Annotated in this window: 20 protein-coding genes; 12 read left to right on the top strand and 8 right to left on the bottom strand. The window is 73.2% G+C overall.

What is annotated here, in order from left to right; genetic code table 11:
- The first annotated feature begins 11 nt into the window (after positions 1 to 11).
- From O7627_RS25950 to O7627_RS37215, 3 genes are all read left to right on the top strand, one after another.
- Positions 12 to 2,450: a ComEC/Rec2 family competence protein gene (locus O7627_RS25950; RefSeq protein WP_278098437.1), complete on the top strand. Its 2,439-nt coding sequence runs from the start codon at positions 12 to 14 to the stop codon at positions 2,448 to 2,450.
- Positions 2,451 to 2,557: 107 nt separating this feature from the next.
- Complete coding sequence (gene holA, locus O7627_RS25945) at positions 2,558 to 3,559, top strand: DNA polymerase III subunit delta (protein ID WP_278096087.1); 1,002 nt, start codon at positions 2,558 to 2,560, stop codon at positions 3,557 to 3,559.
- Positions 3,556 to 4,356 carry a hypothetical protein gene (locus O7627_RS37215; protein ID WP_347404675.1) on the top strand — a complete coding sequence of 267 codons (801 nt, stop codon included), beginning with the start codon at positions 3,556 to 3,558 and terminating at the stop codon, positions 4,354 to 4,356. The genes holA and O7627_RS37215 overlap by 4 nt, the downstream gene beginning before the upstream one ends.
- Positions 4,357 to 4,495: 139 nt before the next feature.
- On the opposite strand, the gene rpsT is transcribed toward O7627_RS37215, so the two are convergent.
- The 3 genes from rpsT to O7627_RS25925 form a co-directional block, all read right to left on the bottom strand.
- Complete coding sequence (rpsT, locus tag O7627_RS25935) at positions 4,496 to 4,762, bottom strand: 30S ribosomal protein S20 (RefSeq protein ID WP_278096086.1); 267 nt, start codon at positions 4,760 to 4,762, stop codon at positions 4,496 to 4,498.
- Positions 4,763 to 4,928: 166 nt separating this feature from the next.
- Entirely contained in the window at positions 4,929 to 5,942 is a 1,014-nt protein-coding gene (locus O7627_RS25930) for a phosphotransferase (protein WP_278096085.1), read from the bottom strand.
- A gap of 46 nt (positions 5,943 to 5,988) precedes the next feature.
- Positions 5,989 to 6,234, bottom strand: a complete 246-nt coding sequence (locus tag O7627_RS25925) for a hypothetical protein (protein WP_278096084.1) — start codon at positions 6,232 to 6,234, stop codon at positions 5,989 to 5,991.
- Between the two features lie 107 nt (positions 6,235 to 6,341).
- Here O7627_RS25925 and lepA point away from each other — a divergent pair, with 107 nt between their 5' ends.
- From lepA to O7627_RS25910, 3 genes are all read left to right on the top strand, one after another.
- Entirely contained in the window at positions 6,342 to 8,222 is a 1,881-nt protein-coding gene (gene lepA, locus O7627_RS25920) for a translation elongation factor 4 (RefSeq protein WP_278096083.1), read from the top strand.
- 71 nt (positions 8,223 to 8,293) lie between these two features.
- Complete coding sequence (locus O7627_RS25915; RefSeq protein WP_278096082.1) at positions 8,294 to 8,755, top strand: NUDIX hydrolase; 462 nt, start codon at positions 8,294 to 8,296, stop codon at positions 8,753 to 8,755.
- Positions 8,756 to 8,826: 71 nt separating this feature from the next.
- Complete coding sequence (locus tag O7627_RS25910) at positions 8,827 to 9,117, top strand: GlsB/YeaQ/YmgE family stress response membrane protein (RefSeq protein ID WP_278096081.1); 291 nt, start codon at positions 8,827 to 8,829, stop codon at positions 9,115 to 9,117.
- Between the two features lie 129 nt (positions 9,118 to 9,246).
- On the opposite strand, the gene O7627_RS25905 is transcribed toward O7627_RS25910, so the two are convergent.
- Positions 9,247 to 10,101, bottom strand: coding sequence for a hypothetical protein (locus tag O7627_RS25905; RefSeq protein WP_278098436.1), 855 nt, complete (start codon positions 10,099 to 10,101; stop codon positions 9,247 to 9,249).
- Positions 10,102 to 10,180: 79 nt separating this feature from the next.
- Positions 10,181 to 10,972 (bottom strand): enoyl-CoA hydratase-related protein, encoded by a 792-nt coding sequence (locus O7627_RS25900; protein WP_278096080.1) that lies wholly within the window; start codon positions 10,970 to 10,972, stop codon positions 10,181 to 10,183.
- A gap of 18 nt (positions 10,973 to 10,990) precedes the next feature.
- Here O7627_RS25900 and hemW point away from each other — a divergent pair, with 18 nt between their 5' ends.
- Positions 10,991 to 12,214, top strand: coding sequence for a radical SAM family heme chaperone HemW (gene hemW, locus O7627_RS25895; RefSeq protein WP_278096079.1), 1,224 nt, complete (start codon positions 10,991 to 10,993; stop codon positions 12,212 to 12,214).
- Positions 12,215 to 12,267: 53 nt separating this feature from the next.
- On the opposite strand, the gene O7627_RS25890 is transcribed toward hemW, so the two are convergent.
- Positions 12,268 to 12,858, bottom strand: a complete 591-nt coding sequence (locus O7627_RS25890) for a DUF4870 domain-containing protein (protein ID WP_278096078.1) — start codon at positions 12,856 to 12,858, stop codon at positions 12,268 to 12,270.
- Between the two features lie 251 nt (positions 12,859 to 13,109).
- Here O7627_RS25890 and hrcA point away from each other — a divergent pair, with 251 nt between their 5' ends.
- From hrcA to O7627_RS25875, 3 genes are read left to right on the top strand one after another with little or no spacing between them, the layout of a single operon-like run.
- Positions 13,110 to 14,132, top strand: coding sequence for a heat-inducible transcriptional repressor HrcA (gene hrcA, locus O7627_RS25885; protein WP_278096077.1), 1,023 nt, complete (start codon positions 13,110 to 13,112; stop codon positions 14,130 to 14,132).
- A gap of 54 nt (positions 14,133 to 14,186) precedes the next feature.
- Positions 14,187 to 15,320, top strand: a complete 1,134-nt coding sequence (gene dnaJ, locus O7627_RS25880; protein WP_278098435.1) for a molecular chaperone DnaJ — start codon at positions 14,187 to 14,189, stop codon at positions 15,318 to 15,320.
- Between the two features lie 3 nt (positions 15,321 to 15,323).
- A complete protein-coding gene (locus O7627_RS25875; protein WP_278096076.1) occupies positions 15,324 to 16,175 on the top strand; it encodes an RsmE family RNA methyltransferase in 852 nt (283 codons plus the stop codon).
- A 116-nt stretch (positions 16,176 to 16,291) separates the two neighbouring features.
- On the opposite strand, the gene O7627_RS25870 is transcribed toward O7627_RS25875, so the two are convergent.
- Positions 16,292 to 18,472 carry an MMPL family transporter gene (locus tag O7627_RS25870; RefSeq protein WP_278096075.1) on the bottom strand — a complete coding sequence of 727 codons (2,181 nt, stop codon included), beginning with the start codon at positions 18,470 to 18,472 and terminating at the stop codon, positions 16,292 to 16,294.
- A 228-nt stretch (positions 18,473 to 18,700) separates the two neighbouring features.
- Here O7627_RS25870 and O7627_RS25865 point away from each other — a divergent pair, with 228 nt between their 5' ends.
- Together O7627_RS25865 and ileS are read left to right on the top strand one after the other, a co-directional pair.
- Positions 18,701 to 19,258: a TetR/AcrR family transcriptional regulator gene (locus O7627_RS25865; protein WP_278096074.1), complete on the top strand. Its 558-nt coding sequence runs from the start codon at positions 18,701 to 18,703 to the stop codon at positions 19,256 to 19,258.
- 66 nt (positions 19,259 to 19,324) lie between these two features.
- On the top strand, positions 19,325 to 22,462 hold the full coding sequence (gene ileS / locus O7627_RS25860; protein ID WP_278096073.1) for an isoleucine--tRNA ligase: 3,138 nt from the start codon (positions 19,325 to 19,327) through the stop codon (positions 22,460 to 22,462).
- On the opposite strand, the gene O7627_RS25855 is transcribed toward ileS, so the two are convergent.
- Positions 22,443 to 24,971, bottom strand: coding sequence for a glycoside hydrolase family 3 C-terminal domain-containing protein (locus tag O7627_RS25855; RefSeq protein WP_278096072.1), 2,529 nt, complete (start codon positions 24,969 to 24,971; stop codon positions 22,443 to 22,445). The genes ileS and O7627_RS25855 overlap by 20 nt on opposite strands.
- Positions 24,972 to 25,030: the final 59 nt, after the last annotated feature.

The raw sequence follows: 25,030 nt of genomic DNA, 5'->3' as shown, positions 1-25,030 counted from the left end.
GGGACGACGACGTGACCGAGCCGGCATCCGACGACTCCCGGGCCGAGCCGCCCGATCTGCGGCTGGCCGGTGTGGCGGTCGGTGCCTGGCTCACCGCGCTGGCCGGCCTCTGGCTCGGCACCGACCTGACGGTATTGACGACCGCCCTGGTCGGCGGTGCCGCCGCTGCCCTCGCCGGTTACCTGATCCGGACCCGCCGACGCGCTCGCCCCATCGAATCCGGGCCGTCTACCCGGTCTGATCGGGCCGGGCTGGTGGCTCGGGCCGGGCTGGTTGCCGGGTATGGCTGGTTCGCCGTGTCGGTGTTGATCGGTGCTGTCTGTGGCGGGGCGGCGACCGGTGCGCGGCTCGCCGTCCGGGACGCACCGGCGATCACCGCCCTGGTGGCGACGGGTGCCACGGTGACGGTGCGCCTGGTGGTACGCGACGACCCGCGCGCCGTCCGTGGGGCCGCCGGTCGCCCGCCCAGCTACCTGCTCTCAGCCGAGCTGATCTGGCTGCGAACCGGGTCGGCCGCGCCGGTAGTGGTGCCGGCGCGGGTTCTCGTGCTGGCCAGCGACGCCCGATGGCAGAACCTGTTGCCCGGCCAGCGGCTGACCGCCGAGGGACGGTTGCTGGCACCGCGCGGCGGCGACCTGACGGCGGCGGTGCTGTCGGCCCGACAACCACCGCAGTTGACCGGCGAGCCGTCCTGGGCGCAGCGGGCGGCGGGAACCCTGCGGGCCGGGCTGCAACGGGCCTGTGCGCCGCTGCCGATCGAGCCGGGCGGCCTGCTGCCCGGGCTGGTGGTCGGCGACACCAGCCGGCTGGAACCGGCCGTCGAGGAAGACTTCCTGGTGACCGGTATGACCCATTTGAACGCTGTATCCGGCTCCAATGTGGCGATCGTGGTCGGCCTGGTGCTGTTGCTGGCCCGGTGGGGTCGCGCCGGTCCCTGGCTCGCGGCCGGGCTCTGCGGCGTGGCGCTCATCGGCTTCGTGATCCTGGTCCGGCCCTCGCCCAGCGTCGTGCGGGCCGCCGCCATGGGCGCGATCGGCCTGCTGGCGCTCGCCACCGGGCGCACCCGTGCGGCGCTGCCGGCGCTGGCCGCCGCGATCACCACGCTGATCTGCCTCGACCCGGCGCTCGCCGGCGACCCGGGATTCGCCCTCTCCGTGCTGGCCACCGGTGGGCTGCTGCTGATCGCACCCTGCTGGCGGGACAGGTTGCGGCGGCGCGGGATGCCGGCCGGGCTGGCCGAGGCGTTGGCGATTCCGGCCGCCGCCCAGCTCGCCTGCGCGCCGGTGGTGGCCGGGCTCTCCGGGACCATCAGCCTGGTGGCCGTACCGGCGAACCTGCTCGCGGTGCCCGCGATCGCGCCCGCCACGGTGCTCGGCGTCGGGGCCGCCGTGCTGTCGACGATCTGGCCGGCCGGCGCCGAGTTCACCGCCTGGCTGGCGAGTTGGCCGGCCTGGTGGCTGGTCCTGGTGGCCCGCCACGGCGCCCGGCTGCCGGCCGGCACCCTGCCCTGGTGGGACGGTGTCCCGGGTGGACTGCTGCTCGGCGCGCTCACCGTCGCCGTGCTGGCGGCCGCCCGCCGCCGGCTGCCGCGCCGGTTGCTGGCCGTCGCCGCCGTCGCCGCCGTCCTCGGGGCGCTGCCGGTCCGACTCGCCGCGCCGGGCTGGCCACCGCGCGACTGGGTGGTCGCCGCCTGCGCCGTCGGGCAGGGCGACGCGGTGGTGCTCCCGGTGGCCGCCGGGCGGGCGGTGGTGGTCGACGCCGGCCCGGAGCCGACCGCGGTCGACCGCTGCCTGCGCGGGCTCGGCGTACGGGCGGTGCCGTTGCTGGTCGTGAGCCATTTCCACGCCGACCACGTGGGCGGGCTCGACGGCGCGCTGCGTCGCCGCCGGGTCGGCGCCATCCTCACCCCACAGTGGCCGGAGCCGGTGGCCGGACGGGACGCGGTCAGCCGGGCCGGCGCGCTGGGTGGGGTGCCGGTGGGGGTGGTCCGGCCCGGTTGGCGGTGGACGGCGGGTCCGCTGACGGTGCGTTCGGTCGGGCCACCGGCACCGCTGCGCGGAACCAGGTCGGACCCGAACAACAACTCGGTGGTGCTGCTCGCCGAGGTCCGCGGCGTGCGGATCCTGCTGGCCGGCGACGCCGAGTCCGAACTCCAGGACGAACTGCTCACCGATCCGACCGCCGACCTGGCGGTGGACGTACTCAAGGTCGCCCATCACGGGTCGGCGTACCAGAGTCCGGCCTTCCTGGACGCGGTCTCGCCGGCGGTGGCGCTGGTGCCGGTGGGCACCGACAACGGGTACGGGCACCCGAACCCCGCAGTGCTGGCCCGGCTGGCCCGCAACGGCGCCCGGGTGCTGCGTACCGATGTCGACGGTGACGTCGCGGTGGTGGTGCGCCCCGGCGGCGGGCTGGGGGTGGTGACCCGCGGCCCGGGGGAACGCAGGTGACCACCCAGTAGAGCTGACCGAGGCAAATGTCTGGATTTGCGCCAAGTGCGGGGTCGGCCGTGGGAACGGGGGTGACCAGGTCCAATGCGCACTCGGCGCGTGCGACTATGGGCGGCGTGAGCCCCGCCAGTCCCGCACCGGTCGTCCTCGTCCTCGGCGACGAGGAACTGCTCGCCACCCGCGCCGTGGCGGCGACGACCGAGGCCGCCCGGGCCGTCGACCCCGGCGCCGACGTACGCGAGTACGAGGCCGGCTCGGTGAGCCCCGGGGAGATCGCCGAGATGCTCAGCCCGTCGCTGTTCGGCGGACGGCGGGTCCTGATCCTGCGGTCCGGTCAGGACGCCCGCAAGGACCTGGTGACCGCGCTGCTGGCGTACGCGAAGAATCCGGACCCGGAGGTCCACCTGGTGGTGACCCACCTCGGCGGCGCCAAGGGGAAGGCGTTCGCGGACGGACTCCGGGCGGCGGGCGCGGAGGTGGTGCCGGCCGCGAAGCTCAAGGGCCACCGGGACCGGGTCGCATTCGTCCGCGACGAGATTCGGCGCGGCGGCGGTCGCTGCACCGACGACGCGGCCGAGGCGCTGCTCGCCGCCGTCGGCAACGACCTGCGGGAACTCGCCTCGGCCTGCTCCCAGCTGATCGCCGACACCGACGGCCGGATCGGCGTCGACACGGTGGCCCGTTACTACCGGGGTCGGGCCGAGGTCAGCGGTTTCACCGTCGCGGACGCCGCGGTGGTCGGCGACGTGCCGGCCGCATTGGAGGCGCTGCGCTGGGCGCTGCACGTCGGCGTCGACCCGGTGCCGATCGCGGACGCCCTCGCCGACGGGGTACGCACCGTCGCGCGGGTCAGCTCCGCCGGACGCGGCAACGCCTACCAGCTCGCCAGCAGCCTCGGCATGCCGGCCTGGAAGATCGAGCGGGCGCAGCGGCAGGGTCGAGGTTGGACCCCGGAAGGGCTGGTCGAAGCGATGCGGGCGGCCGCCGACTGCAACGCCGCCGTCAAGGGCGGCGCCGAGGACCGCGGGTACGCCCTGGAACGGGCCGTGTTCGCGGTGGCGGGCGCCCGCCGGGGCGGTGCCACACCGGCGGGAGGTGGACCGCGATGAGCGTGCCGGCCTGGTTCGGGCGGGTCGCGGTGCGCCGCGCCGCCGCCGGCTTCCCCGAGCCGATCGGATTCCTACCGGACCCGGCCGGCATTCCCGCCGACGAGGACCGGCTCCGTCCGCTCTACGCCCGGGTGCTCGGCCTGAGCCACCTCGACCCCGGCGGACTGCTCTGCTTCGCCTTCTTCGAAGGCACCCTGATCCTGGCGTTCCTGCTCGCGCTCGCCGAACTGATCAGTTGGTGGGGGCTGCTCATCCTGCCGGCCTCGGTGGCGGTGATGGTCAAGGTCAATGACCTGGTGGCCGCGGCGGTGGCCCGCTCCGCGGCCCGGGTGCCGGAACTGGAGCAGGAGCGTTTCCGGCGCGAGTTGCAGCCGGTGGTCGGTCGGGCCACCGTGCCCGGCGCGCTGGCCTACCCGATGACCGTGCCGGTCCCGACGGGCCGGCAAGCGGACCGGGCCGGGGTGGCTCGGTTCGACGCCGACCGGGCAGCGGCGGGGGCTGAGCCGGGATCGGCGGCGGTGGCGCGGGTACGGCCAGAGCTGGCCACCCCCCGGACCCGGCCCCGACCGGTCGCCGACGCGGCACGAACCGGAGCCCCGCCGGCCGTGGAACCTGCCGCCTCCGGGCTGGCCGCCGCCCACTCCGGCCGCAGCGGCCTCAACGCCCACTCGTACGGGCGATTGGATTCCTACCGCCGGCCAGATCAGCGGTCGGCCCGGATCGACGCCCGGGCGCACTACCCGGCCGATGCCGCCGAGCAGCGGTTACGCCAGTCAGCCCACCGACGCTACGAGTGAACAGCCGTCGGGCACCGCGTGGAAAGCACGGCGCCCCGGACAGCGCGACGGGCGCCGACCCGGCCGGTGGCCGGTCGACGCCCGATCGAAGATCTGCGCGCCCGAGGCTCGCTCGACGGGCCGAGGCCCGGGTGCCTGGTCAGGCGGCGAGCGACCCCATGCGCTTGGCGATCGCCGACTTGCGGTTCGCCGCCTGGTTGGCGTGGATCACGCCCTTGCTGGCGGCCTTGTCCAACTGCCGCGAAGCCGCCCGCATCAGAGCGGTGGCCTGCTCGGCGTCGCCGCTCTCGGCGGCCGCGTTGAACTTCCGGATGGCGGTCTTCAGCGACGACTTGACCGACTTGTTGCGCAGCCGGCGCTTCTCGTTCTGCCGGTTGCGCTTGATCTGGGACTTGATGTTCGCCACGCGACAGCCTCGTCCTGGTAGCTAGGGTTTCTGGTTTGCTGACTCGAGTTCGCTGGTTTGCTGACTCGAGCTGAGTCCGTGCTTGTACCCGTGCCGGGTTGGGCACGTGAAAAGCCAGGCTACCAGGTCGGCCGACCGGGGCCAAAACCGGTCAGCCCGGCCGGCTTCAGCGCCAGCCGCGGCGTTCGGCGAGCCAGCCGAGCGCGATCTCCCCGCTCCACTGCTGGTGCGCGCCGAGATGCGGCGAGCCGCTGCTCGGGCCGGCGGCGGCCCGGGTCAGCCAGTGCCCGGCGAGGGCAGCCAACGTCACGTCCAGGGCATCCGGCGGTGCCTGCCGGGCGGTCGGCGACTCCGCGAACAGCCGATCGGCGTCCAACCCGGAGGCGTACGCCGTGACCAGCAGGCCGGCCACGTCGAACCAGGCGGGTCCGTAACAGACCCAGTTCCAGTCGCAGAACCAGGCGTCGCCGGCCCGGTCGATGAGCACGTTGTCCACCCGCAGGTCGCAGTGGATCACCGAGCCGGTCCGGGCGTACGAGGGTAGGAGGGCCTCCAGCGCCGCCAGTTCCGGCAGGTGGCCGCGGAGCCCGGGCCCGGCGAGCGCCCCGGCCGGCCCACGCACCGCGACGGTCGGCAGCGGCTCGACCCCGGCGGCGATGTCGCGCCACCAGCACAGGTCGGTCCGGGCGATCTCCGCCAGCTCGGGCAGGCCCAGCGCCACCAGCTCGGCCGGCGGGTTGGTCAGGCTCGCCGCGACGGTGGCGTAACCGGCCAGCGTGGCGTCCAGCTCCGCCGGGTCCCACGGCAGGGTCGGCAGGCGGCCGTCGATGGCGTCCAGACAGATGACGTAGTACCCGGCCACGGTGAGGGTCCACCGCGGTCGGGCCACCCGCAGCCCCGCGGGCAGGACCGCGCTGATGGCGGCCTCCCGCGCGTAGTAGTCGCTCAGGTGCCGCTGGTCGGCCAGGGAGGCCGCCTTGACGAACACCCGGTCCCCGGCCTCGGTGTCGAGCACCGCCGCGAAGCCACGGGTGAACCCGCCGTGCGCGGTGGTCGCCCAGACCACCGGGGAGTGCAGCCGGGCGGCGATGGCGGTCCGCAGCTCCGCCGGCAGCTCGGCCCAGCCCGGACGCACGGCCGTCGTGCCGTAGGGGACCGGCGGGACACAAACAGTGGGCATGGAACCATCCTGCCTTGATCATCGCAACGACATCATCCGGCCGACATCAGCTGGCCGACTCCCGCGGCGGCTGGCCGCCGGGCGCCGGCGGACCCGCCGGCGCACCCGGCCGGGCCGGGCGGGAGGAGTGATCAGACCCGGGGCGGGGCGGCATGGGAACATAGGTGTCGGGCCGGCGCCAGCGCCGGCCGTCCTGCCACCACCAGCCGATCAGGATCCGCCAGCCGACAAAGCACCACCAGCCGGCGAGCTGACCGGAGCCGACCGCGACCCAGTACCGAAGACGAGCCACGAGCCGATAACGAGCCACGACCCGACCAGGCCACGACCGACCAGGCCAGGGCTTGACCGACCAGACCCGGGCCGACCCCGGACCCGAGCCGATCAGAACGGACTGCTGTGCCACCGACGCCAGATCCCGGCGCGAACGCGCCTGGTACGACCGATCCCGGTCGGATCAGGAACTTCTGCATCATCGCCCACATCGACCACGGCAAGTCGACGCTGGCCGACCGGATGCTGCAGCTCACCGGGGTGGTGGACGACCGGCAGATGCGCGCCCAGTACCTGGACCGGATGGACATCGAGCGGGAACGCGGCATCACGATCAAGAGCCAGGCGGTCCGGATGCCCTGGACCGTGCGCGACGGCGAACGGGCCGGCGAGGCGGCCGTGCTCAACATGATCGACACGCCGGGGCACGTCGACTTCACCTACGAGGTCTCCCGCTCGCTGGCCGCCTGCGAGGGCGCGGTGCTGCTTGTCGACGCGGCGCAGGGGATCGAGGCGCAGACGCTGGCGAACCTCTACCTGGCGCTGGAGAACGACCTGCACGTCATCCCGGTGCTCAACAAGATCGACCTGCCGGCCGCCCAGCCGGACAAGTTCGCCGAGGAACTGGCGCACCTGATCGGCGGCGAGCCGGAGGACTGCATCCGGGTCTCCGGCAAAACCGGGGAGGGCGTACCGCATCTGCTCGACGAGATCGTCCGGCAGTTCAAGCCGCCGGTCGGCGACGCGGCCGCCCCGGCCCGCGCGATGATCTTCGACTCGGTCTACGACGTCTACCGGGGCGTGGTCACCTACGTGCGGGTCATCGACGGCCGGATCGAGGCCCGGGACCGGATCAAGATGATGTCCACCGGCGCCGTGCACGAACTGCTGGAGATCGGGGTGATCTCCCCGGAGATGCTCAAGTCGACGGCGCTCGGCGTCGGCGAGGTGGGCTACCTCATCACCGGTGTGAAGGACGTCCGGCAGTCCCGGGTCGGTGACACGGTGACCATCAACAACCGGCCGGCCACCGAGGCGCTCGGCGGCTACAAGGACCCGAAGCCGATGGTCTACTCCGGGCTGTACCCGATCGACGGCTCGGACTACCCGGACCTGCGGGACGCGCTGGACAAACTCAAGCTCAACGACGCCGCGCTGAACTACGAACCGGAGACCTCGGCCGCGCTCGGGTTCGGGTTCCGGTGCGGCTTCCTCGGCCTGCTGCACCTGGAGATCATCCGGGAGCGGCTGGAGCGCGAGTTCGGCCTCGATCTGATCTCGACGGCCCCGAACGTGGTCTACCGGGTGCTGATGGAGGACGGCGCGGAGGTGACCGTCACCAACCCGAGCGAGTACCCGACCGGCAAGGTCGCCGAGGTGTACGAGCCGGTGGTGCGGGCCACCGTGCTGACCCCGAACGACTACGTCGGCGCGGTGATGGAGCTCTGCCAGGGGCGGCGGGGCACCCTCAAGGGGATGGACTACCTCTCCGCCGACCGGGTCGAGCTGCGCTACACGCTGCCCCTCGCGGAGATCATCTTCGACTTCTTCGACCAGCTCAAGAGCCGGACCAAGGGGTACGCCTCGCTGGACTACGAGCCCTCCGGCGAGCAGCAGTCCGAGCTGGTCAAGGTGGACATCCTGCTGCACGGCGACGCGGTGGACGCGTTCAGCGCGATCGTCCACAAGGACAAGGCCTACAACTACGGCACCACGATCGCGGCCAAGCTGCGCAAGCTGATCCCCCGGCAGCAGTTCGAGGTGCCGATCCAGGCGGCGATCGGCAACCGGGTGATCGCCCGGGAGACGATCCGGGCGATCCGCAAGGACGTCCTGGCGAAGTGCTACGGCGGTGACATCACCCGGAAGCGCAAGCTGCTGGAGAAGCAGAAGGAGGGGAAGAAGCGGATGAAGATGGTGGGCCGGGTCGAGGTCCCGCAGGAAGCCTTCATCGCCGCCCTCTCCACCTCCGACGGCGGCGACGGGAAGGCCGGCGGGAAGAAGTGACCCTCCGGGCGTACGGGCCGGCGGCCCGGTTCTGCCCGCGTTGTGCGGCGCCGCTGTCCGGACCGCCGCCGGTGGCCTGCGCCGGCTGCGGCTACCAGCTGTTCGTCAACGCCCGCCCGACGGTCAACCTGGTGGTGCTCGACGGGGACGGCGACCGGCCGCACTTTCTGGCGCTGCGCCGGGTGGCCGAGCCCCGGGCCGGCCGGTGGGAGACCCCCGGCGGATTCTGCGACGGCGCCGAGCACCCCACCGACGCCGCGCGGCGGGAGGCCCGCGAAGAACTCGGCGTCGATGTCACCCTGGGCGACCTGATCGGGATGTACGTGGGCAGCTACGAGTTCCAGGACGAGGCGCTGCCGCTGCTGGAAATCTTCTATCTGGCCACCATCCCGCGCGGAGAAGTTACCCTTGACCCAAGCGAATCGTCCGAAATGAAGTGGTTTTCCGTCGCCGATCCGCCCGCTTTGGCGTTCTCGACGATGAATGCGGCCGTTGCCGACGTTGCGCGACGTCTGGGGCATGGATCGGTTTGAGCGTCGCTGCGGCCGGGAATCTAGCCGTCACCACAACAACAGCGTGTGACACTTCTTGGAGGAGGACGGCCGTGGAATTCACCGTCATGGGCATCATCACCGCACTCATCGTTGGTCTGATCATCGGGGCGCTCGGCCGTCTGGTCGTCCCCGGCCGGCAGAACATGCCGCTCTGGCTGACCATGCTCGTCGGCGTCGGTGCCGCGCTGCTCGGCACCGTGATCGCCCGGGCCGCCGGCATCGCCACCCAGACCGCCGGTATCGACTGGACCGAGCTGCTCATCCAGGTGCTGGTCGCGGCCATCGCCGTCGCGCTGATCGCGGGCGTCGGCAGCCGCCGCCGCGGCGTCAGCCGCTACTGACCGGGTTCCGGCGCGAGCCGGGACCTGACCACAACGCCGATGGGGCGCCCGACCACCCGGTTCGGGCGCCCCATCGGCGTTGTCGTCACCGGTCGGCTTCCACTGGCCGGCGTCCGCCGGTCGCCGTCGTCACCTGTCGGCGAAGACCTCCGCGAACACCTGGCCGGCGGCCGACTCGTCGTCGGCGACGGTGGACCAGTTGCCGGCACCGGAGGTCCACTCCAGAGTGCCGAAGCGCACCCGCCGTACCCCGTGGTCCTTGGCGTGCGAGACCAGCCAGTGGGCGTACCGCCAGCCGGCCCGCTCGTCGGCGGCGGTGACGGCCAGGCCGGACAGCTCCGCCGCGACGGTGGTCTCCAGCCGGCCCCAGTCCAGCCGCAACTGGTCGTCGAGCGCGCTGGCCGCGGCGCTGCCGCGCAGCGCCGGATCGCCGACGCCCCGGCAGGCCACCGCCCCGGTGGCGTTGCCGACCAGGGCCCGGGCCAGCACCGCCGACTCGTCGGCCCACTGCTCGTACGCCTCCGGGAAGGCCGACCGCTGCACCGCCTGGGCGGCGTCGGTGACCCGCATCCGCTCCCAGCCGCGCACCTTCTTCAGCCCGGCGTAGAACTTGTTGGCCGCGTACCGGGGGTCGCGGATCTGCTCCGGGGTGCCCCACCCCTGGCTGGGGCGCTGCTGGAACAGGCCGATCGAGTCCCGGTCGCCGCCGGCCAGGTTCTCCAGCCTGGATTCCTGGTAGGCGGTCGCCAGGGCGACCACCACCGCCTGCTCCGACATCTTCCGGCGGATGCCGACCGCGGCGATGGTCGCGGCGTTGGCCATCTGGCTGGCGGTCAGCTCGACCCGGCCGTCGGCCTCCACCGTGCAGCCCCGCATCCCCAGCGTGATCGGCAACGACCCGGTGAGTTCCCGGCCGCCGAGGTAGACCCCGAAGCCGGCGACCAACGCCAGCGCGGCGACAATCGCGATCACCCGAGCACGCACGGTCACCCCTCAGTTCGACTGTGGAGCCGACCCGGCATCGTCGGCGCGCTCGGCTCCGCAGCCAGCGTACGTGCCGGCGTCAGTCCACCGGGATCCATCGGGCGGGCCGCTTCTCCCGGAACGCCGCGACCCCCTCCCGACCCTCCGCCGAGAGGAAGTAGCCGGTGGAGAGCGCCGACAGCTCGGCCAGCTCGGCCCCGATCGAGGCCGGCGTCGGCCGGCGCAGCAGCTCCTTGGCGCCGGCCAGCGCCCCGGGCGCCCCCCGGACCAGCGCCGCGCAGTAGCCGGCCACCGCCGCGTCCAGCCCGTCGGCCGGCACCGCCGCGCTGACCAGGCCGATCTGCGCCGCCCGCCGGCCGTCGAAGGTGTCGCCGGTCAGATAGAGCTCGGCCGCGGCGCGCGGCTGCAGCCGGGGCAGCACGGTGGCCGAGATCACAGCGGGGATCACCCCGAGCCGGACCTCGGTGAACGCGAACGTCGCCGGTTCGGCGCAGACCGCGATGTCGGCCGCCGCGATCAGGCCCAGCCCGCCGGCCCGGGCCGGGCCGCCGACCCGGGCCAGCACCGGCTTCGGGCACTCCCAGATCGCGGTCAGCACGTCGCCGAGCATCCCGACCGGCACCCGGCCGCTGGCGTACGCGGCGGCGGTCTCGGCGAGGTCGGCGCCGGAGCAGAAGACCGGGCCGGTGTGGGAGATCACCACCACCCGGACGGCATCGTCGGCCACCGCCGCGGCCAGGCCGGCCAGCAGCTCGGTCATCAACGGGGTGGAGAGGGCGTTGCGGTTGTGCGGGCTGTCCAGGGTAAGGGTCCGCACCCCGGCGGCGGTCGAGATCCCGACCAGGCCGGTCCGCTGCTCGTTGTCGCTCATGCCGGGCACACTAGTGGGATGCCCGGCGTACCCCCAGATGGTGAGCCCGTCCCGACCGACGGTGCGCTGCCCGACGGCGCCCGCGCGGCGGTGGGCGCGCGGGGGTTCGGCGTCTACCTGCACGTGCCGTTCTGCGCCAGCCGGTGCGGCTACTGCGACTTCAACACCTACACCGCCGCCGAGCTCGGCCCCGGCGCCAGCCGCCAGGAGTACGCCGACGCGGTCCTCGCCGAATTGGCGCTCGCCGCCCGGGTGCTCGGCGACGCGCCGCCGCCCCGGGTCGACACCGTCTTCGTCGGCGGCGGCACGCCCACCCTGCTGCCCACCGACGACCTGGCCCGGATGCTGGACGCCATCGACCGGACCTGGGGGTTGGCGCCGGACGCGGAGATCACCACCGAGGCCAACCCGGAGTCGGTCACCCCGACCTCGCTCAAGGAGCTGCGGGCGGCCGGCTACACCCGGATCTCGCTCGGCATGCAGTCGGCCGCGGCCGGGGTGCTCGCCGTGCTGGACCGCCGGCACACCCCGGGCCGGGCCACCGCCGCCGCCGCCGAGGCCCGCGACGCCGGGTTCGACCACGTCAACCTGGACCTGATCTACGGCACGCCGGGGGAGAGCGCGGACGACTTCGCCGGGTCGCTGGCGGCCGTCACCGCCGCCGGAGTGGACCACGTGAGCGCGTACGCGTTGATCGTCGAGGACGGCACCCGGCTGGCGGCCCGGATGCGGCGCGGCGAGCTGCCGTACCCGAGTGACGACGTGGCGGCGGACCGCTACCTGGCCGCGGAGGCCGCCCTCGACGCGGCCGGCCTGACCTGGTACGAGGTCTCCAACTGGGCGCGGACGCCGGCCGACGAGTGCCGGCACAACCTGCTCTACTGGCGCGGCGGCGACTGGTGGGGCCTGGGGCCGGGCGCGCACAGCCACGTCGGCGGCGTCCGCTGGTGGAACGTGCGGCACCCGGCGGCGTACGCGGCCCGGCTGGCGGCCGGCGAGTCACCCGGGCAGGGCCGGGAACTGCTGACCCCGGTGGACCGGCACATTGAGGACGTGATGCTGCGGCTGCGGCTGCGCTCCGGGCTGCCGCTGGCCGCCCTCGACCCGGCTGGGCTGGCCGGCGCGGTCGAGGCCCGCGACGCCGGCCTGCTCTCGGCCCCCGAGTACGCGGCCGGCCGGGCGGTGCTCACCCTGCGCGGCCGGTTGCTGGCCGACGCGGTGGTCCGCGACCTGCTGCCGTGACGACGTCGGGCCGGGCACCCCAGGGGGTGGCCCGGCCCGACGAACAGCGCTGGTTACTTGATCATTTTGATCGACATGGGGTAGTTGTACAGCTCTCCGTTTGTCGCCTTGAGCCCGGCGATCACGCCGAAGACCGTGGCGATGATCCACGCCGCAAGGGTGATCAGGAAGCCGATGAAGATGCACATCGTGATGTAACCCACGATGGCGATGATCGACCAGAGGATCTGGAAGTTGAGCGCGTTCACCGCGTGCGCCCGGACGGTCGGGGATTCGTTCCCCTTGGCCAGGAGCGCGACCAGCGGGGCGATCCAGCCGCCGGCGCCGCCGCCGACCAGCGCGCCCGCCGCGCCACCGAAGTGGGCGACCAGGGCCCAGGTCTTCTCATCGTTGTTCGCGTAGCCGGCCGGAGCCGGGCCGCCCCCGTAGTAGCCGCCGCCGGCCGGCGGGTAACCGCCGCCCTGCGGGGGATAGCCGCCGCCACCGGGTGGGGGGTAGCCGCCCTGGTCGTACGAGGGCGGCGGGTAGCCGGGAGCGGGGGCCTCGCCCGGAGTCGAGTAGGACCCGGGGGGTGCGGGCGGAGAGGTCGGGTCCGACGGGCTGCCGGGGTAGCCCTCTCCGGGAGGGCGAGGTGGTTCAGTCATGGGGTCACGGTAGGGGCACGGGTCAAATGGCGCCAGACAACACCCGTGAAATCTGTGGACAATTACCGACCGAAGCTGTTAGGCGTCCGGAGGTATGGTCTGGGGGCCGGTCGTTCGGGGGAGGCCCGCCGGCCAGCCGGCCGGCGATCATCGCGCCTGGCCCGGGCGACGACGTAGACTGGCACTCGCTACATTCGAGTGCCAGGCGGGCGCAGCCAGCGCCGGCGCCACCCGCCGTCGGGGAGGTGAAGATGGGTCTGGACGACCGCAAGCTCGACGTGTTGCGCGCGATCGTCGAGGACTACGTCGCCACCCAGGAGCCGGTCGGCAGCAAGTCGCTCGTCGAGCGGCACCAGTTGGGTGTCTCGCCGGCCACGGTCCGCAACGACATGGCCGTGCTGGAGGAGGAGGGCTACATCCGGCAGCCGCACACCAGTGCCGGCCGGGTGCCCACCGACCGCGGCTACCGGCTCTTCGTGGACCGGCTCTCCCGGGTCAAGCCGCTCACCCCGGCCGAGCGGCGGGCGATCGAGCGGTTCCTGGTCGGCGCGGTAGACCTGGACGACGTGGTGCACCGCACGGTCCGGCTGCTGGCTCAGCTCACCCGCCAGGTGGCGGTGGTCCAGTACCCGAGCCTGGCCCGCTCCTCGGTGCGGCACCTGGAGCTTGTCCCGATCTCCACCACCCGGCTGATGCTGGTCATGATCGCCGACACCGGTCGGGTGGAGCAGCGGCTGGTCGAGCTGCCCGCCCCGGTGCCCGCCGACGACGTCACCGACCTGCGGCAACTGGTGAACGAGAAGCTCGTCAGCTGCCGGCTCTCGGAGACTCCGCCGCTGGTGCAGGCCCTGGTCGAGGAGGTGCCGCCCCGGCTGCGGCCGGCGATGACCACGCTCGCCACGGTGCTGCTGGAGACCCTGGTGGAGCGGCACGAGGAGCGGATCGCGCTGGCCGGCACGGCCAACCTGACCCGCGGCGGCCTGCTGGACTTCCAGGGCTCGCTGCGGCCGATCCTGGAGGCGCTGGAGGAGGAGGTCATCCTGCTCAAGCTGATCGGCGAGGTGGAGCCGAGCACCCTGCGGGTCCGGATCGGCGACGAGAACGAGATCGACAATCTGCGGGCCGCCTCGGTGGTCAGCACCGGTTACGGGCCGGGGGCCACGATCGTGGGTGGGCTCGGCGTGCTCGGCCCGACCCGGATGGACTACCCCGGCACGATCGCCACGGTGCGGGCCGTGGCACGCTACGTCGGCGACCTGCTGGCGCAGAACTGACCCCTGACGACCGGCGAATGGCAGCGCGAGACGGATATGAGGACACGGAACGCAGTGGCCAAGGACTACTACGGCATTCTCGGCGTCGGCCGGGACGCCTCCGACGACGAGATCAAGCGCGCCTACCGCAAGCTGGCGCGGCAGTACCACCCGGACGTGAATCCGGACCCGGAGGCGCACGAGAAGTTCAAGGACATCAACGCCGCCTACGAGGTGCTCTCCGACGATCAGAAGCGGCAGATCGTCGACCTCGGCGGTGACCCGCTCGCGCCCGGTGGCGGCGGTCCGGGCGCCGGTCCCGGTGGGGCCGGCCCGTTCGTCGGGTTCCAGGACATCATGGACGCGTTCTTCGGGGCGTCCGGTGCGCGCGGCCCCCGGCCGCGGACCCGGCCGGGGGCGGACGCGATCCTGCGGCTCGAGCTCGACCTGCACGAGACCGCGTTCGGGGTGGAGGCGCCGATCACCGTCGACACGGCGGTGCTCTGCACCACCTGCACCGGCGCCGGCACCGCCGCCGGCACCCACCTGGCCACCTGTGACGCCTGTGGCGGCCGGGGCGAGGTGCAGTCGGTGCAGCGGACCTTCCTCGGCCAGGTGGTCTCGTCCCGGCCGTGCGCGGTCTGCCAGGGCCACGGCACGATCGTCCCGCACCCCTGCCCGACCTGCGCCGGTGAGGGCCGGGTGCGGACCCGCCGCTCGCTGACCGTGAAGATCCCGGCCGGGGTCGAGGACGGGATGCGGATCCGGCTGGCCCAGCAGGGCGAGGTCGGACCGGGCGGCGGCACCGCGGGCGACCTCTACGTGGAGATCCACGAGCGCACCCACGACGTCTACTCCCGCAAGGGCGACGACCTGCACTGCCGGGTCACCGTCCCGATGACGGCGGCGGCGCTGGGCACCCGGCTGACCATCAAGACCCTGGACAGCGAGGAGCCGGTCGACGTCAAGCCGGGCACCCAGCCGGGCAGCACGCTGCGGCTGCGCGCCCGCGGAGTGCCGCACCTGCGCGGCACCGGCCGGGGTGACCTCTACGTGCACCTGGACGTGCGCACCCCGACCCGGCTCGACGCCGACCAGGAGCGGATGCTCCGCGAGTTCGCGAAGACCCGGGGCGAGGAGGTCGCCGAGCTGAGCAAGCAGGGCGGTTTCTTCTCCCGGATGCGCGACGCGTTCAACGGTCACGCCTGACCGTTGTCCGCGCCGTCGTTCCTGGTCGGGGCGCTGCCCACCGGCGATACCTGCACCCTCGACGGCCCGGAGGGCCACCACGCGTCCACGGTGGCGCGGCTGCGCGTCGGCGAGCCGCTGCTGCTCACCGACGGGCGGGGCGGCACGGCCACCGCGGTGGTCACGGCCGTCGGCCGCGGCACCCTCGACCTGACGATCACCACCCGGGGGTACGCCGAGCCGCCCGACCCCCGGCTGGTCGTGGTCCAGGGGATCGCCAAGGGCGATCGGGGCGAGCTGGCCGTGCAGGCGATGACCGAGGTGGGGGTCGACGAGATCGTGCCCTGGGCGGCGGAACGCTCGGTGGTGCGGTGGCGCGACGAGCGGGGGGAGCGGGCCCGGCAGCGCTGGGTGGCCACCGCCCGGGAGGCCGCCAAGCAGTCCCGCCGGCCGTGGCACCCGACCGTCGCGGCGGCCGCCTCGACCGGCGAGGTGGCCCGTCGGCTGACCGGCCCGGTCACCCAGCCCGGCGCGAGTGCGGCAGGCTCCGGCGGTGCTGCGGGCTCCGGCGGTGCTGCGGGCGCGGCGGGCTGCGGCGGCGCTGCGGGCTCGGCTGGTGCGGCCGGTGCGGCGGGCGTGGTCACCGGGTTGGTGCTGCATGAGGAGGCGGGGCTGGCGTTGTCCCGGGTGGCGTTGCCGGTGGCCGGCGAGATCGTACTGGTGATCGGGCCGGAGGGCGGGATCGCGCCGGGGGAGCTGGCGGCGTTCGAGGCGGCGGGGGCGGTGCCGGTGCGGCTCGGGGCCGAGGTGTTGCGTACCTCGACGGCGGGGGTGGCGGCGCTGGCCGTGCTCTCGGCGAGGCTGGGGCGCTGGTGAGGCTGGGGCGCTGGTGAGGGCGGGGCGCTGGTGGGGGCGGCGGGGGCTGAAGATCAGTTGATGAAAACGGTCGCTACCGGCTCCGGTAGCGACCGTTTTCATCATTTGATCAAGGGTTAGTGGGCCACCGCCGGTTCGGCGGGGGTGGTGGCCGGGTCGGTGGGTGGGTGTGCGGCGTCGCGGGGGGCGTCGCCGTGGCCGGGCCACCAGGCCTTGTGGCCGAGTAGGGCGGTGATGCTCGGCACCAGGAACATCGACATCACGAACGCCGAGATGGCGATGCCGACGGCGACCGCGAAGCCCATCTCGGTCAGGAACGCCACCCCGGCCAGCATCATCGAGGCGAAGGTGCCGGCCAGGATCAGCCCGGCCGCGCCGACCGACGGTCCGCCATGCTCGACGGCCAGGTCGGCGGCGGTGCGGGGATCGTTGCCGAGCCGGGCCTCCTCCCGCAGCCGGGCGATCATGAGGATGTTGTAGTCGGTGCCGATCGCCACCACGAACAGGTAGAGGATCGTCGGCAGCATGAACGACAGCCCGGGCCGGCTGCCGATGCCCTGGAAGACCAGGACGGTGGCACCCAGCGTGCTGAGGAAGCCGAGGAAGACCGCCGCCATCAGGTAGATCGGCGCGACCAGGCTGCGCAGCAGCAGGGCCAGCACGATCGCGATCAGCAGGCCGGCGATCGGCAGGATGACCCGCAGATCCCGGTTGTTGGCGTCCCGGATGTCGGCGAAGGTGGCGGTGACCCCGCCGACCAGCGCGGTGGTGCCGGCCGGGGCCTCGGCGTGGGCCAGGTCGCGCAGCTCGCCGCCGGCCAGGTCCAGCGACTCGGGCGAGTACGGGTTGTCGGCCAGCAGCAGGTTGATCTGGGCTGCCATGCCGTCCTGGCTCAGCCCGACCGGGCTGCCGTCCTGACCGGCGGGCATGGTGCCGCCGACGCCCGGTGCGGCGCCGAGGCGTTCGGCGTACCGCCGCAGTTCGGTCGGGTCGAGCGGGGTGCCGTTGTCGCTGCGGATGTAGACGGTGGTGGGGTTGAGGGCGCCCGGCGGGAAGCCGGCCTGCAGGTCCTCGAAGCCCTGGGCGGACTCGGTGTCCGACGGGAGCTGGCCGGTCTGGTCGTAGTCCCACTTCATGCCGAAGACACCCAGCGCGAGCACCACCATCAGGCCGCCGGAGACCAGGGCGACCACCCCCGGGCGGCGGCCGGTGAACCGGCCGAGCCGCTGGAAGGTGGTGCCGGTGGGCACCTTCTGCCAGGACTTCGACGGCCAGAAGACCTTGGTGCCGAGCAGCGAGACGATGGCCGGGACCAGGGTGAGGGCGGCGATCGCCATCACCACCACGGCGATCGCCAGGCCGGGGCCAAGGCTGGTGAAGGCGCCGAAGACGGCCAGCAGCAGGGCGCTGAACGCGATCACGATGGCCGCGGCGGCCGAGGCGATCACCTCGCCGACCCGGGCCACCGCGTTCACCAGGCCGACCTTGCGGTCGTCGCCGGCCCGCAGCCGCTCCCGGTAGCGGAACAGCAGGAACAGGATGTAGTCGGTGCCGACGCCGTAGAGCACGATGGTCAGGATGATCTCCAGGGACGGGTCGACCTGGAGGTCGGCGAACTTCGCCACCCAGGCGATCAGTCCCGGCGAGACGGCGCTGACCACGCTCACCGCGACGATCGGCAGCAGGGCCGCCACCGGGCTGCGGTAGATGATCAGCAGCAGGCTGATGATCAGGACGATGGTCGCGATGCCGACCACGACCAGGGCGGTGTCGAAGGCGTCGGCGTTGTCGGCGAACATCGCCACGTCGCCGGTGACGGCGGAGTCCAGGCCGGTGTCGGCCAGCGCCGTGTCGACCGTGTCGCGCAGTCGGGGGATCGCGTCGATCAGCGCCTGGTCCTCGGCGAGCCCGACCAGGCCGACGGTGACCAACTCGACCTGGTTGTTCGGCGATGGCGCGGGCGGGCCGACCAGACCGGTGACCCGCTCGATGTCGGCGGCGTCGATCGCCTGCGCCAGACCGCCGACGGTGTCGTGGTCGGCCTCGGTCAGCGGTTGGCCGTCGGTGCGCTTCACCACGATGGTGGCGGTCGCGTCGTTGGTCTGCGCGAACTGCTGCTGAGCCAGCTCCAGCGCCTGCACGGACTCGTAGCTGTCGGGCAGGAAGTTGGCCTGGTCCTGGTTGGTGACCTCGTCCAGGGTGGGGGCGAGCGCGAGGATCGCGCCGGCCACCACCAGCCAGGCGAAGATGACTTTCCACGGGTTGTAGACGACGAAGCGCCCCAACCGTTCGAACATGACTCCCCCTAGGTCGATACTTACCGTGCGGCAGGTAGATGCCTACCTGCCGCACGGTAGATAGACTCTGAGCGTACGGCAAGGCGATTTCCGACCGGGACCGATCCGCTGTGACCGCGCCCACTCACGGGTCATGATGCGTACCCGGGGCTGAGATCCCGCTGAGTGTGCGTTACGACTGAGTTGCCGGTTAGGATTGCGACCCCCTTGAGGAGGTGCGGAAACACGGTGGTGGCCGAGGACACCAAGGCCCGGATCAGGGCCGTCGCGGTGGAGCTCTTCACCGCCCGCGGGTTCGAACAGACCAGCCTCCGGGAGGTCGCCGACCGGGTCGGGATCACCAAGGCGTCGCTGTACTACCACTACCCGTCCAAGCAGGCGCTGCTGCTGGCCCTCGTGCACCCGCTCGTCGACGACCTGCGCCGGGCCGTGGAGCTGATCGAGGCGCGGCCGCACAACCCCGACTCGGTCCGCGCCGCGCTCGGCCAGTTTCTCGACATCGTGCTGCGGCACCGGGCCGCCTGCGCCATGTTCATGCGCGACACCCCGGCGGTGCTCGCCGCGATCGAGCCGATCTGGCAGGAGACCATCGGGCTCAGCACCCGCCTGCACGCCTGGATCGCCGGGCCGGACCCGACCGACGTGGACCGGATCCGGGCGATCGCCGCGTCCGAGGTGCTCGGCGCCGCCCTCTCCTCCGCGTCGGTCCTGCCCGACGTGGAACCCGCGGTGCTGCGCCAGACCCTGGTCGACTGCGCGGGAGCCGTGCTCGGCCTGCCGAGTTAAACGACTTCCGCGACAACTACTATTTGTGGGAAAGATCTGCCCGTGTTCGCGGATGAGGAGCAGCCAGTGTCAGGGTCGTCGCCGTTCAGTGCCGTACCGGCTCGGATCGACCTGCCGGCGATGGACCACGACATTCTCACCTTCTGGCAGAAGAAGGAGATCTTCCGGCGCAGCCTGGCCCAGACCAGCGGCGGCCCGCGCTGGGTCTTCTACGAGGGCCCGCCGACCGCCAACGGCAAGCCCGGCGTGCACCACGTCGAGGCCCGCGCCTTCAAGGACGTCTTCCCCCGGTTCCGCACCATGAAGGGCTACCACGTGCCGCGCCGGGGCGGCTGGGACTGCCACGGCCTGCCGGTCGAGATCGCCGTCGAACGCGAACTCGGCCTCTCCGGCAAGCAGGACATCGAGCGGGTCGGCATCGCCGAGTTCAACGACCGCTGCCGGCAGTCGGTGCAGCGCTACGTGGCCGAGTTCGAGGCGATGACGGCTCGGCTCGGTTATTGGGTGGACATGTCCGAGCCGTACTGGACCATGTCCCCGCAGTACGTCGAGAGTGTCTGGTGGGCGCTCAAGCAGATCTACAGCAAGGGACTGCTGGCCGAGGACTACCGGGTCGCGCCCTACTGCCCCCGCTGCGGCACCACGCTGTCGGACCACGAGGTGGCCCAGGGCTACGAGACGGTCACCGACCCGTCGGTCTACGTCCGGATGCCGGTGCTCGGCGAGGTCGCCGGCATCGGCGGCGTGGAGCTGCTGATCTGGACCACCACCCCGTGGACGCTGGTCTCCAACACCGCGGTGGCGGTGCACCCCGACGTCGACTACGCGGTGGCCCGCAGCGCCGCCGGCACCTTCGTGGTCGCCGAACGACTCGTCCCGGCGGTGCTCGGCGAGGACGCCGAGATCCTGGCCCGGGTGCCCGGCCGCACCCTGGACGGGCTGCGCTACACCCGCCCGTTCGACTTCGTGGAGATCCCCGACGCCCACCTGGTGGTGCTCGCCGAGTACGTCACCACCGAGGACGGCACCGGCCTGGTCCACCAGGCGCCCGCGTTCGGCGCCGACGACCTGCGGGTCTGCCGGCAGTACGGGCTGCCGGTGGTCAACCCGGTCGGCCCGGACGGGCACTTCGCGGCCGGCGTACCGCTGGTCGGTGGGATGTTCTTCAAGGACGCCGACGAGGTGCTGGTCGCCGAGCTGGAGCGGCGCGGGCTGCTGTTCCGGGCCCAGCGCTACGAGCACAGCTATCCGCACTGCTGGCGCTGCCACACCCCGCTGATGTACTACGCCCAGCTCTCCTGGTACATCCGCACCACCCGGATCCGGGACGCGCTGCTGCGCGAGAACGAGAACACCACCTGGTACCCGGAGACCATCAAGCACGGCCGGTTCGGCGACTGGCTGGAGAACAACATCGACTGGGCGCTGTCCCGCAACCGGTACTGGGGCACCCCGCTGCCGCTGTGGCGCTGCGAACAGGGGCACCTGACCTGTGTGGAGTCCCGGGCCGAGCTGAGCCGGCTGACCGGCACCGACCTGTCCGGACTGGACCCGCACCGCCCCTACATCGACGAGATCGGCTTCGACTGCCCCGACTGCGGCTCCGCCGCCGTGCGGGTGCCCGAGGTCATCGACGCCTGGTTCGACTCCGGCGCGATGCCGTTCGCGCAGCTCGGCTACCCGCACGCCGAGGGCAGCCGGGAGGAGTTCGGGCAGGCGTACCCGGCGCAGTTCATCTGCGAGGCGATCGACCAGACCCGGGGCTGGTTCTACACCCTGATGGCGATCGGCACCCTGGTCTTCGACCGTTCCTCGTACGAGAACGTGCTCTGCCTCGGGCACATCATCGCCGAGGACGGCCGCAAGATGAGCAAGCATCTCGGCAACGTCCTGGAGCCGATCCCGCTGATGGACAAGCACGGCGCCGACGCTCTGCGCTGGTTCATGCTCTGCGCTGGCTCGCCGTGGTCGGCCCGGCGGATCGGCGACGGCCCGATCGACGAGATCGTCCGCCGGGTGCTGCTGACCTACTGGAACACCGTCTCCTTCTTCACCCTGTACGCCGAGGCCGGCGGCTGGGCCCCCGACCCGGCCACGACCGTCGAACGCTCCCCGCTGGACCGGTGGCTCACCGCCGAACTGCACCGGCTGGTGTCGGTGGTCGACGCGGCGATGGAGGACTTCGACACCGCCACCGCCGGCCGGGCGATCAGCCAGTTCGTCGACGACCTCTCCAACTGGTACGTGCGGCTGTCCCGGCAGCGGTTCTGGGCCGGCGACCCGGCCGCGCTGGCCACCCTCTACGAGACGCTCGAGGTGCTGACCCGGCTGCTGGCGCCGTTCACCCCGTTCGTCACCGAGCACGCCTGGCAGGTGCTGGTCCGGCCCGCCACCCCGGACGCGCCCGAGTCGGTGCACCTGGCGAGCTGGCCGGTCGCCGACCCGTCGCTCGTCGACGAGGAGCTGCGGGCCGGGATGGCCACCGTGCGCGCCCTGGTGGAGGCCGGCCGGGCCGGCCGCAAGGCCAGCGGGCTGCGGGTCCGCCAGCCGCTGGCCCGCGCCCTGGTGGCGGTGCCGGGGGGCCGGCTGCCCGCCGACGAGCTGCTCGGCTATCTGCGCGACGAGCTGAACATCCGCGAGATCGCCCCGCTGGACGCGGCCGACACCGTCATCGACGTGACGGTCAAGCCCAACTTCCGGGGCATCGGCCGGCGGTTCGGCTCCCGGACCCAGCAGGTCGCCAAGGCGGTGAGCGCAGCCGACCCGGCCGCCGTCGCCGACGCGCTGCACGGCGGCGGCAGCTACCCGCTGGAGCTCGACGGCGAACCGATCGAGGTCGGCCCGGACGACGTGATCGTCAACCGGACCCCCCGGACCGGTTGGGCGGTCACCAGCCAGCGCGACCTGACCGTCGCGCTGGACACCACGATCACCCCGCAGCTGCGCCGCGCCGGCCTGGTCCGGGAGGCGATCCGGCTGGTCCAGGACGCCCGCAAGCAGGCCGGCCTGCAGATCACCGACCGGATCCGGCTCGGCTGGCAGGCCGACGGCGAGACCGCCGAGGCGCTCCGCGAGGGGAGTGCGGAGATCGCCGAGGCGGTGCTCGCCATCGAGATCGGCGAGGGCGAACTGCCGGCCGTCGACGCCACCAACGGCGACGACGAGCTGGGGCTGCGGGTCTGGGTCAGCCGAGTCGAGCGGTGACCGCGAGGCGCCGGTCGGCCAGACTGTGGGCGGCCTCCACCCGGTAGTCGGTCGGCGCGTCCCGCCAGTCACCATCGACCCAGGTCCGGGTGGCCCGGTGCGGCAGCGGCACCCGGGCGGTGACCTCCTCGCCCGGCGCCGCGGTCACCGTCGCGAACCCGGCCAGCCAGCGCTCCGGCCGCTCCGGGTCCGGCTCGACCGGGCCGACGTACACCTGGACCACCTCGCGGCCCGGTCGCGCGCCGGTGTTGCGCAGCCCGACCACCGCGGCCGGCTCGTCGGTGGTCTGGTCGACCCGCAGCGAGGTGTATTCCCAGTCGGTGTAGCCCCGGCCGTGGCCGAACGGGAAGAGCGGCTCGGCCCGCCAGCCCCGGTAGCCGACGAAGACGCCCTCCCGGTAGTCGAGTACGCCGTCGGTGGGGGTGACCGCCAGCGCCGGGCAGTCGTCGGCGGCGCGCGGCCAGGTGGTGGGGAGCCGGCCGCCCGGCTCGGCCACCCCGAGCAGCACGTCCGCGAGGGCGGCGCCGGCCTGCTGGCCGGGGAACCAGGTGAGCAGGATCGCGGCCACCTCGTCGGCCCACGGCATCAGCACCGGTGAGCCCGAGTTCACCACCACGACGGTCCGCGGGTTGGCCGCCGCGACCCGGCTGACCAGCTCGTCCTGCCGGCCGGGCAGGGCGAGGCTGGCGCGGTCGAAGCCCTCCGACTCGACCTCCTCGGTGGTGCCGACGACGACCACCGCCACCTCCGCGTCGGCGGCCAACGCCACCGCCTCGGCGAGCAGCTCGTCGGGCGTACCGGTGGGGGCGGCGTGCCCGAGGGTGAACGAGACGAAGCCGGCCATCCCCTCCGGCACCTTCTGGGTGAGCCGCACCTCGACCGGTTCGCCGGCGGTCATCGGCACCGGGAACCGGCGTTCGAGGGGGGAGAGGAAGACGGTGGCCCGGTCGGCGTCCTCGTCGATGATCAGCCCTTCGAAGATGTCGGCACCGGCCACCCGGAGGGTGAACATCCCGAATCCGTTGATCGTCAACACGTGTTCGCCGCTGGTCATCGGCGTACAGGTCGCGGCCAGCTCGATGGTGTCCACCTCGGCGGGGTCGACGCCGGCCGGCGGGGTGCCCATCCAGCGCACGGTGGCCCGGTCCAGTTCGGCCCGGTACAGCTCCCGCCCGCCGGCGGCGCGCAGCACGGCGGTGATCGGCGTCCACTGCAGGCCGGTGGCGGCCGGCACCTTGGGCCGGGGGTCGGCGCCGATCGCGTAACTGACCTCGGCCTGAGGCAGCGCCGCGGTGATGCCGGCCAGCGGGGAGATGACGTGCGGCGGGAAGACCTGGGCGCTGCCGCCGCCCTGGATCCGCGCGTCGGTGGCGAGTGCGCCGAGCACCGCCACCCGCCGCAGCGAGCCGGCGTCCAGCGGCAGCAGTCCGCCGTCGCTGCCGCCCCCGGCGTCACTACCGGCGGCGCCGGCGGCACTGCCGGCGGCGGCCTGGTCGGACCTTCCGGCCGCGAGGTTGTTGCGGGCCAGCACGAAGGAGCGGACCGCGACCTCGCGGGCCACGGCGGCGCCGTCCAGCGGCGCCGGCCGGTCGTCCGGCGCCACCGCCGGGGGTACGCCGTCGAGGATCCCGACCCGGGCGGCCAGCCGCAGCACCCGGCGTACCTTGTCGTCGATCTCGGCCTCGTCGACCGTGCCGGCGCGCACGGCCGCGACCAGCGCGGCGCCCCACGGGTCGCCGAGGGCCGGCATCACCACGTCCAGCCCGCCGGTGGCGGTCGCCTCGGTGGACCGGGCCGCCGTCCAGTCCGACACGATCATCCCGTCGAAGCCCCACCCGGTCTTGAGCAGGTCACGCTGCAGGGCCCGGTGCTCGGTCATGGTCGAGCCGTTGACCCCGTTGTAGGCGGCCATCACCCCCCACGCGCCGGCACGGACGATCCGCTCGAACGGGGCGAGGTACAGCTCCCGCAGCGCCCGTTCGGAGACCCGCACGTCGACGGTCATCCGGTCGGTCTCGGAGTCGTTGGCGACGAAGTGCTTGACGGTGGTGCCGACGCCCTGCTCCTGCACGCCGGTCACGTAGCCGACGCCGATCTCCCCGGTGAGCAGCGGGTCCTCGGAGTAGCACTCGAAGTGCCGGCCGCCGAGCGGGCTGCGGTGCAGGTTGACGGTGGGGGCGAGCAGCACGTGTACGCCCTTGCGCCGGCACTCCTGGCCGAGCAGCCGGCCGGCGGTGCGGGCCAGGTCGGGGTCCCAGGTGGCGGCGAGCGCGGTCGGGCTGGGCAGCGCCACGGACGGGTCGTCGGGCGCCCACCCGGTGCCGCGTACGCCGATCGGGCCGTCGGACATCACCAGCGAGCCGAGCCCGATCTGCGGGATCGCCGGCAGGGTCCACCAGTCCTGGCCGGTCAGCAGCCGCACCTTGGTCGGCAGGTCCAGGGCACGCACCGCCGCCTCGATCGCCGCCTCGCTGGCCGCCGCGTCCCGCGCCGTGTCGACCGTCGTCATGCCGGGGTCTCCCTTCGTTCCGTCCAGGGTGGACGTACATTGATCGGGTTCCGTCCCGA

It is taken from the genome of Solwaraspora sp. WMMD1047 (genome assembly GCF_029626155.1).
In the GTDB taxonomy this organism is placed as follows: domain Bacteria; phylum Actinomycetota; class Actinomycetes; order Mycobacteriales; family Micromonosporaceae; genus WMMD1047.
Note: the sequence above shows the minus strand (reverse complement) of the source record. Positions and strands in the feature narration are given on the sequence as shown.

Excerpts from the sequence above, each read along its gene's own strand:
- O7627_RS25855 (WP_278096072.1), bottom strand. The coding sequence starts at position 24,971 with ATGACGACGGTCGACACGGCGCGGGACGCGGCGGCCAGCGAGGCGGCG.
- O7627_RS25890 (WP_278096078.1), bottom strand. The coding sequence starts at position 12,858 with ATGACTGAACCACCTCGCCCTCCCGGAGAGGGCTACCCCGGCAGCCCG.
- O7627_RS25870 (WP_278096075.1), bottom strand. The coding sequence starts at position 18,472 with ATGTTCGAACGGTTGGGGCGCTTCGTCGTCTACAACCCGTGGAAAGTC.
- holA (WP_278096087.1), top strand. The coding sequence starts at position 2,558 with ATGGGCGGCGTGAGCCCCGCCAGTCCCGCACCGGTCGTCCTCGTCCTC.
- O7627_RS37215 (WP_347404675.1), top strand. The coding sequence starts at position 3,556 with ATGAGCGTGCCGGCCTGGTTCGGGCGGGTCGCGGTGCGCCGCGCCGCC.
- O7627_RS25900 (WP_278096080.1), bottom strand. The coding sequence starts at position 10,972 with ATGAGCGACAACGAGCAGCGGACCGGCCTGGTCGGGATCTCGACCGCC.
- O7627_RS25930 (WP_278096085.1), bottom strand. The coding sequence starts at position 5,942 with ATGCCCACTGTTTGTGTCCCGCCGGTCCCCTACGGCACGACGGCCGTG.
- hemW (WP_278096079.1), top strand. The coding sequence starts at position 10,991 with ATGCCCGGCGTACCCCCAGATGGTGAGCCCGTCCCGACCGACGGTGCG.
- hrcA (WP_278096077.1), top strand. The coding sequence starts at position 13,110 with ATGGGTCTGGACGACCGCAAGCTCGACGTGTTGCGCGCGATCGTCGAG.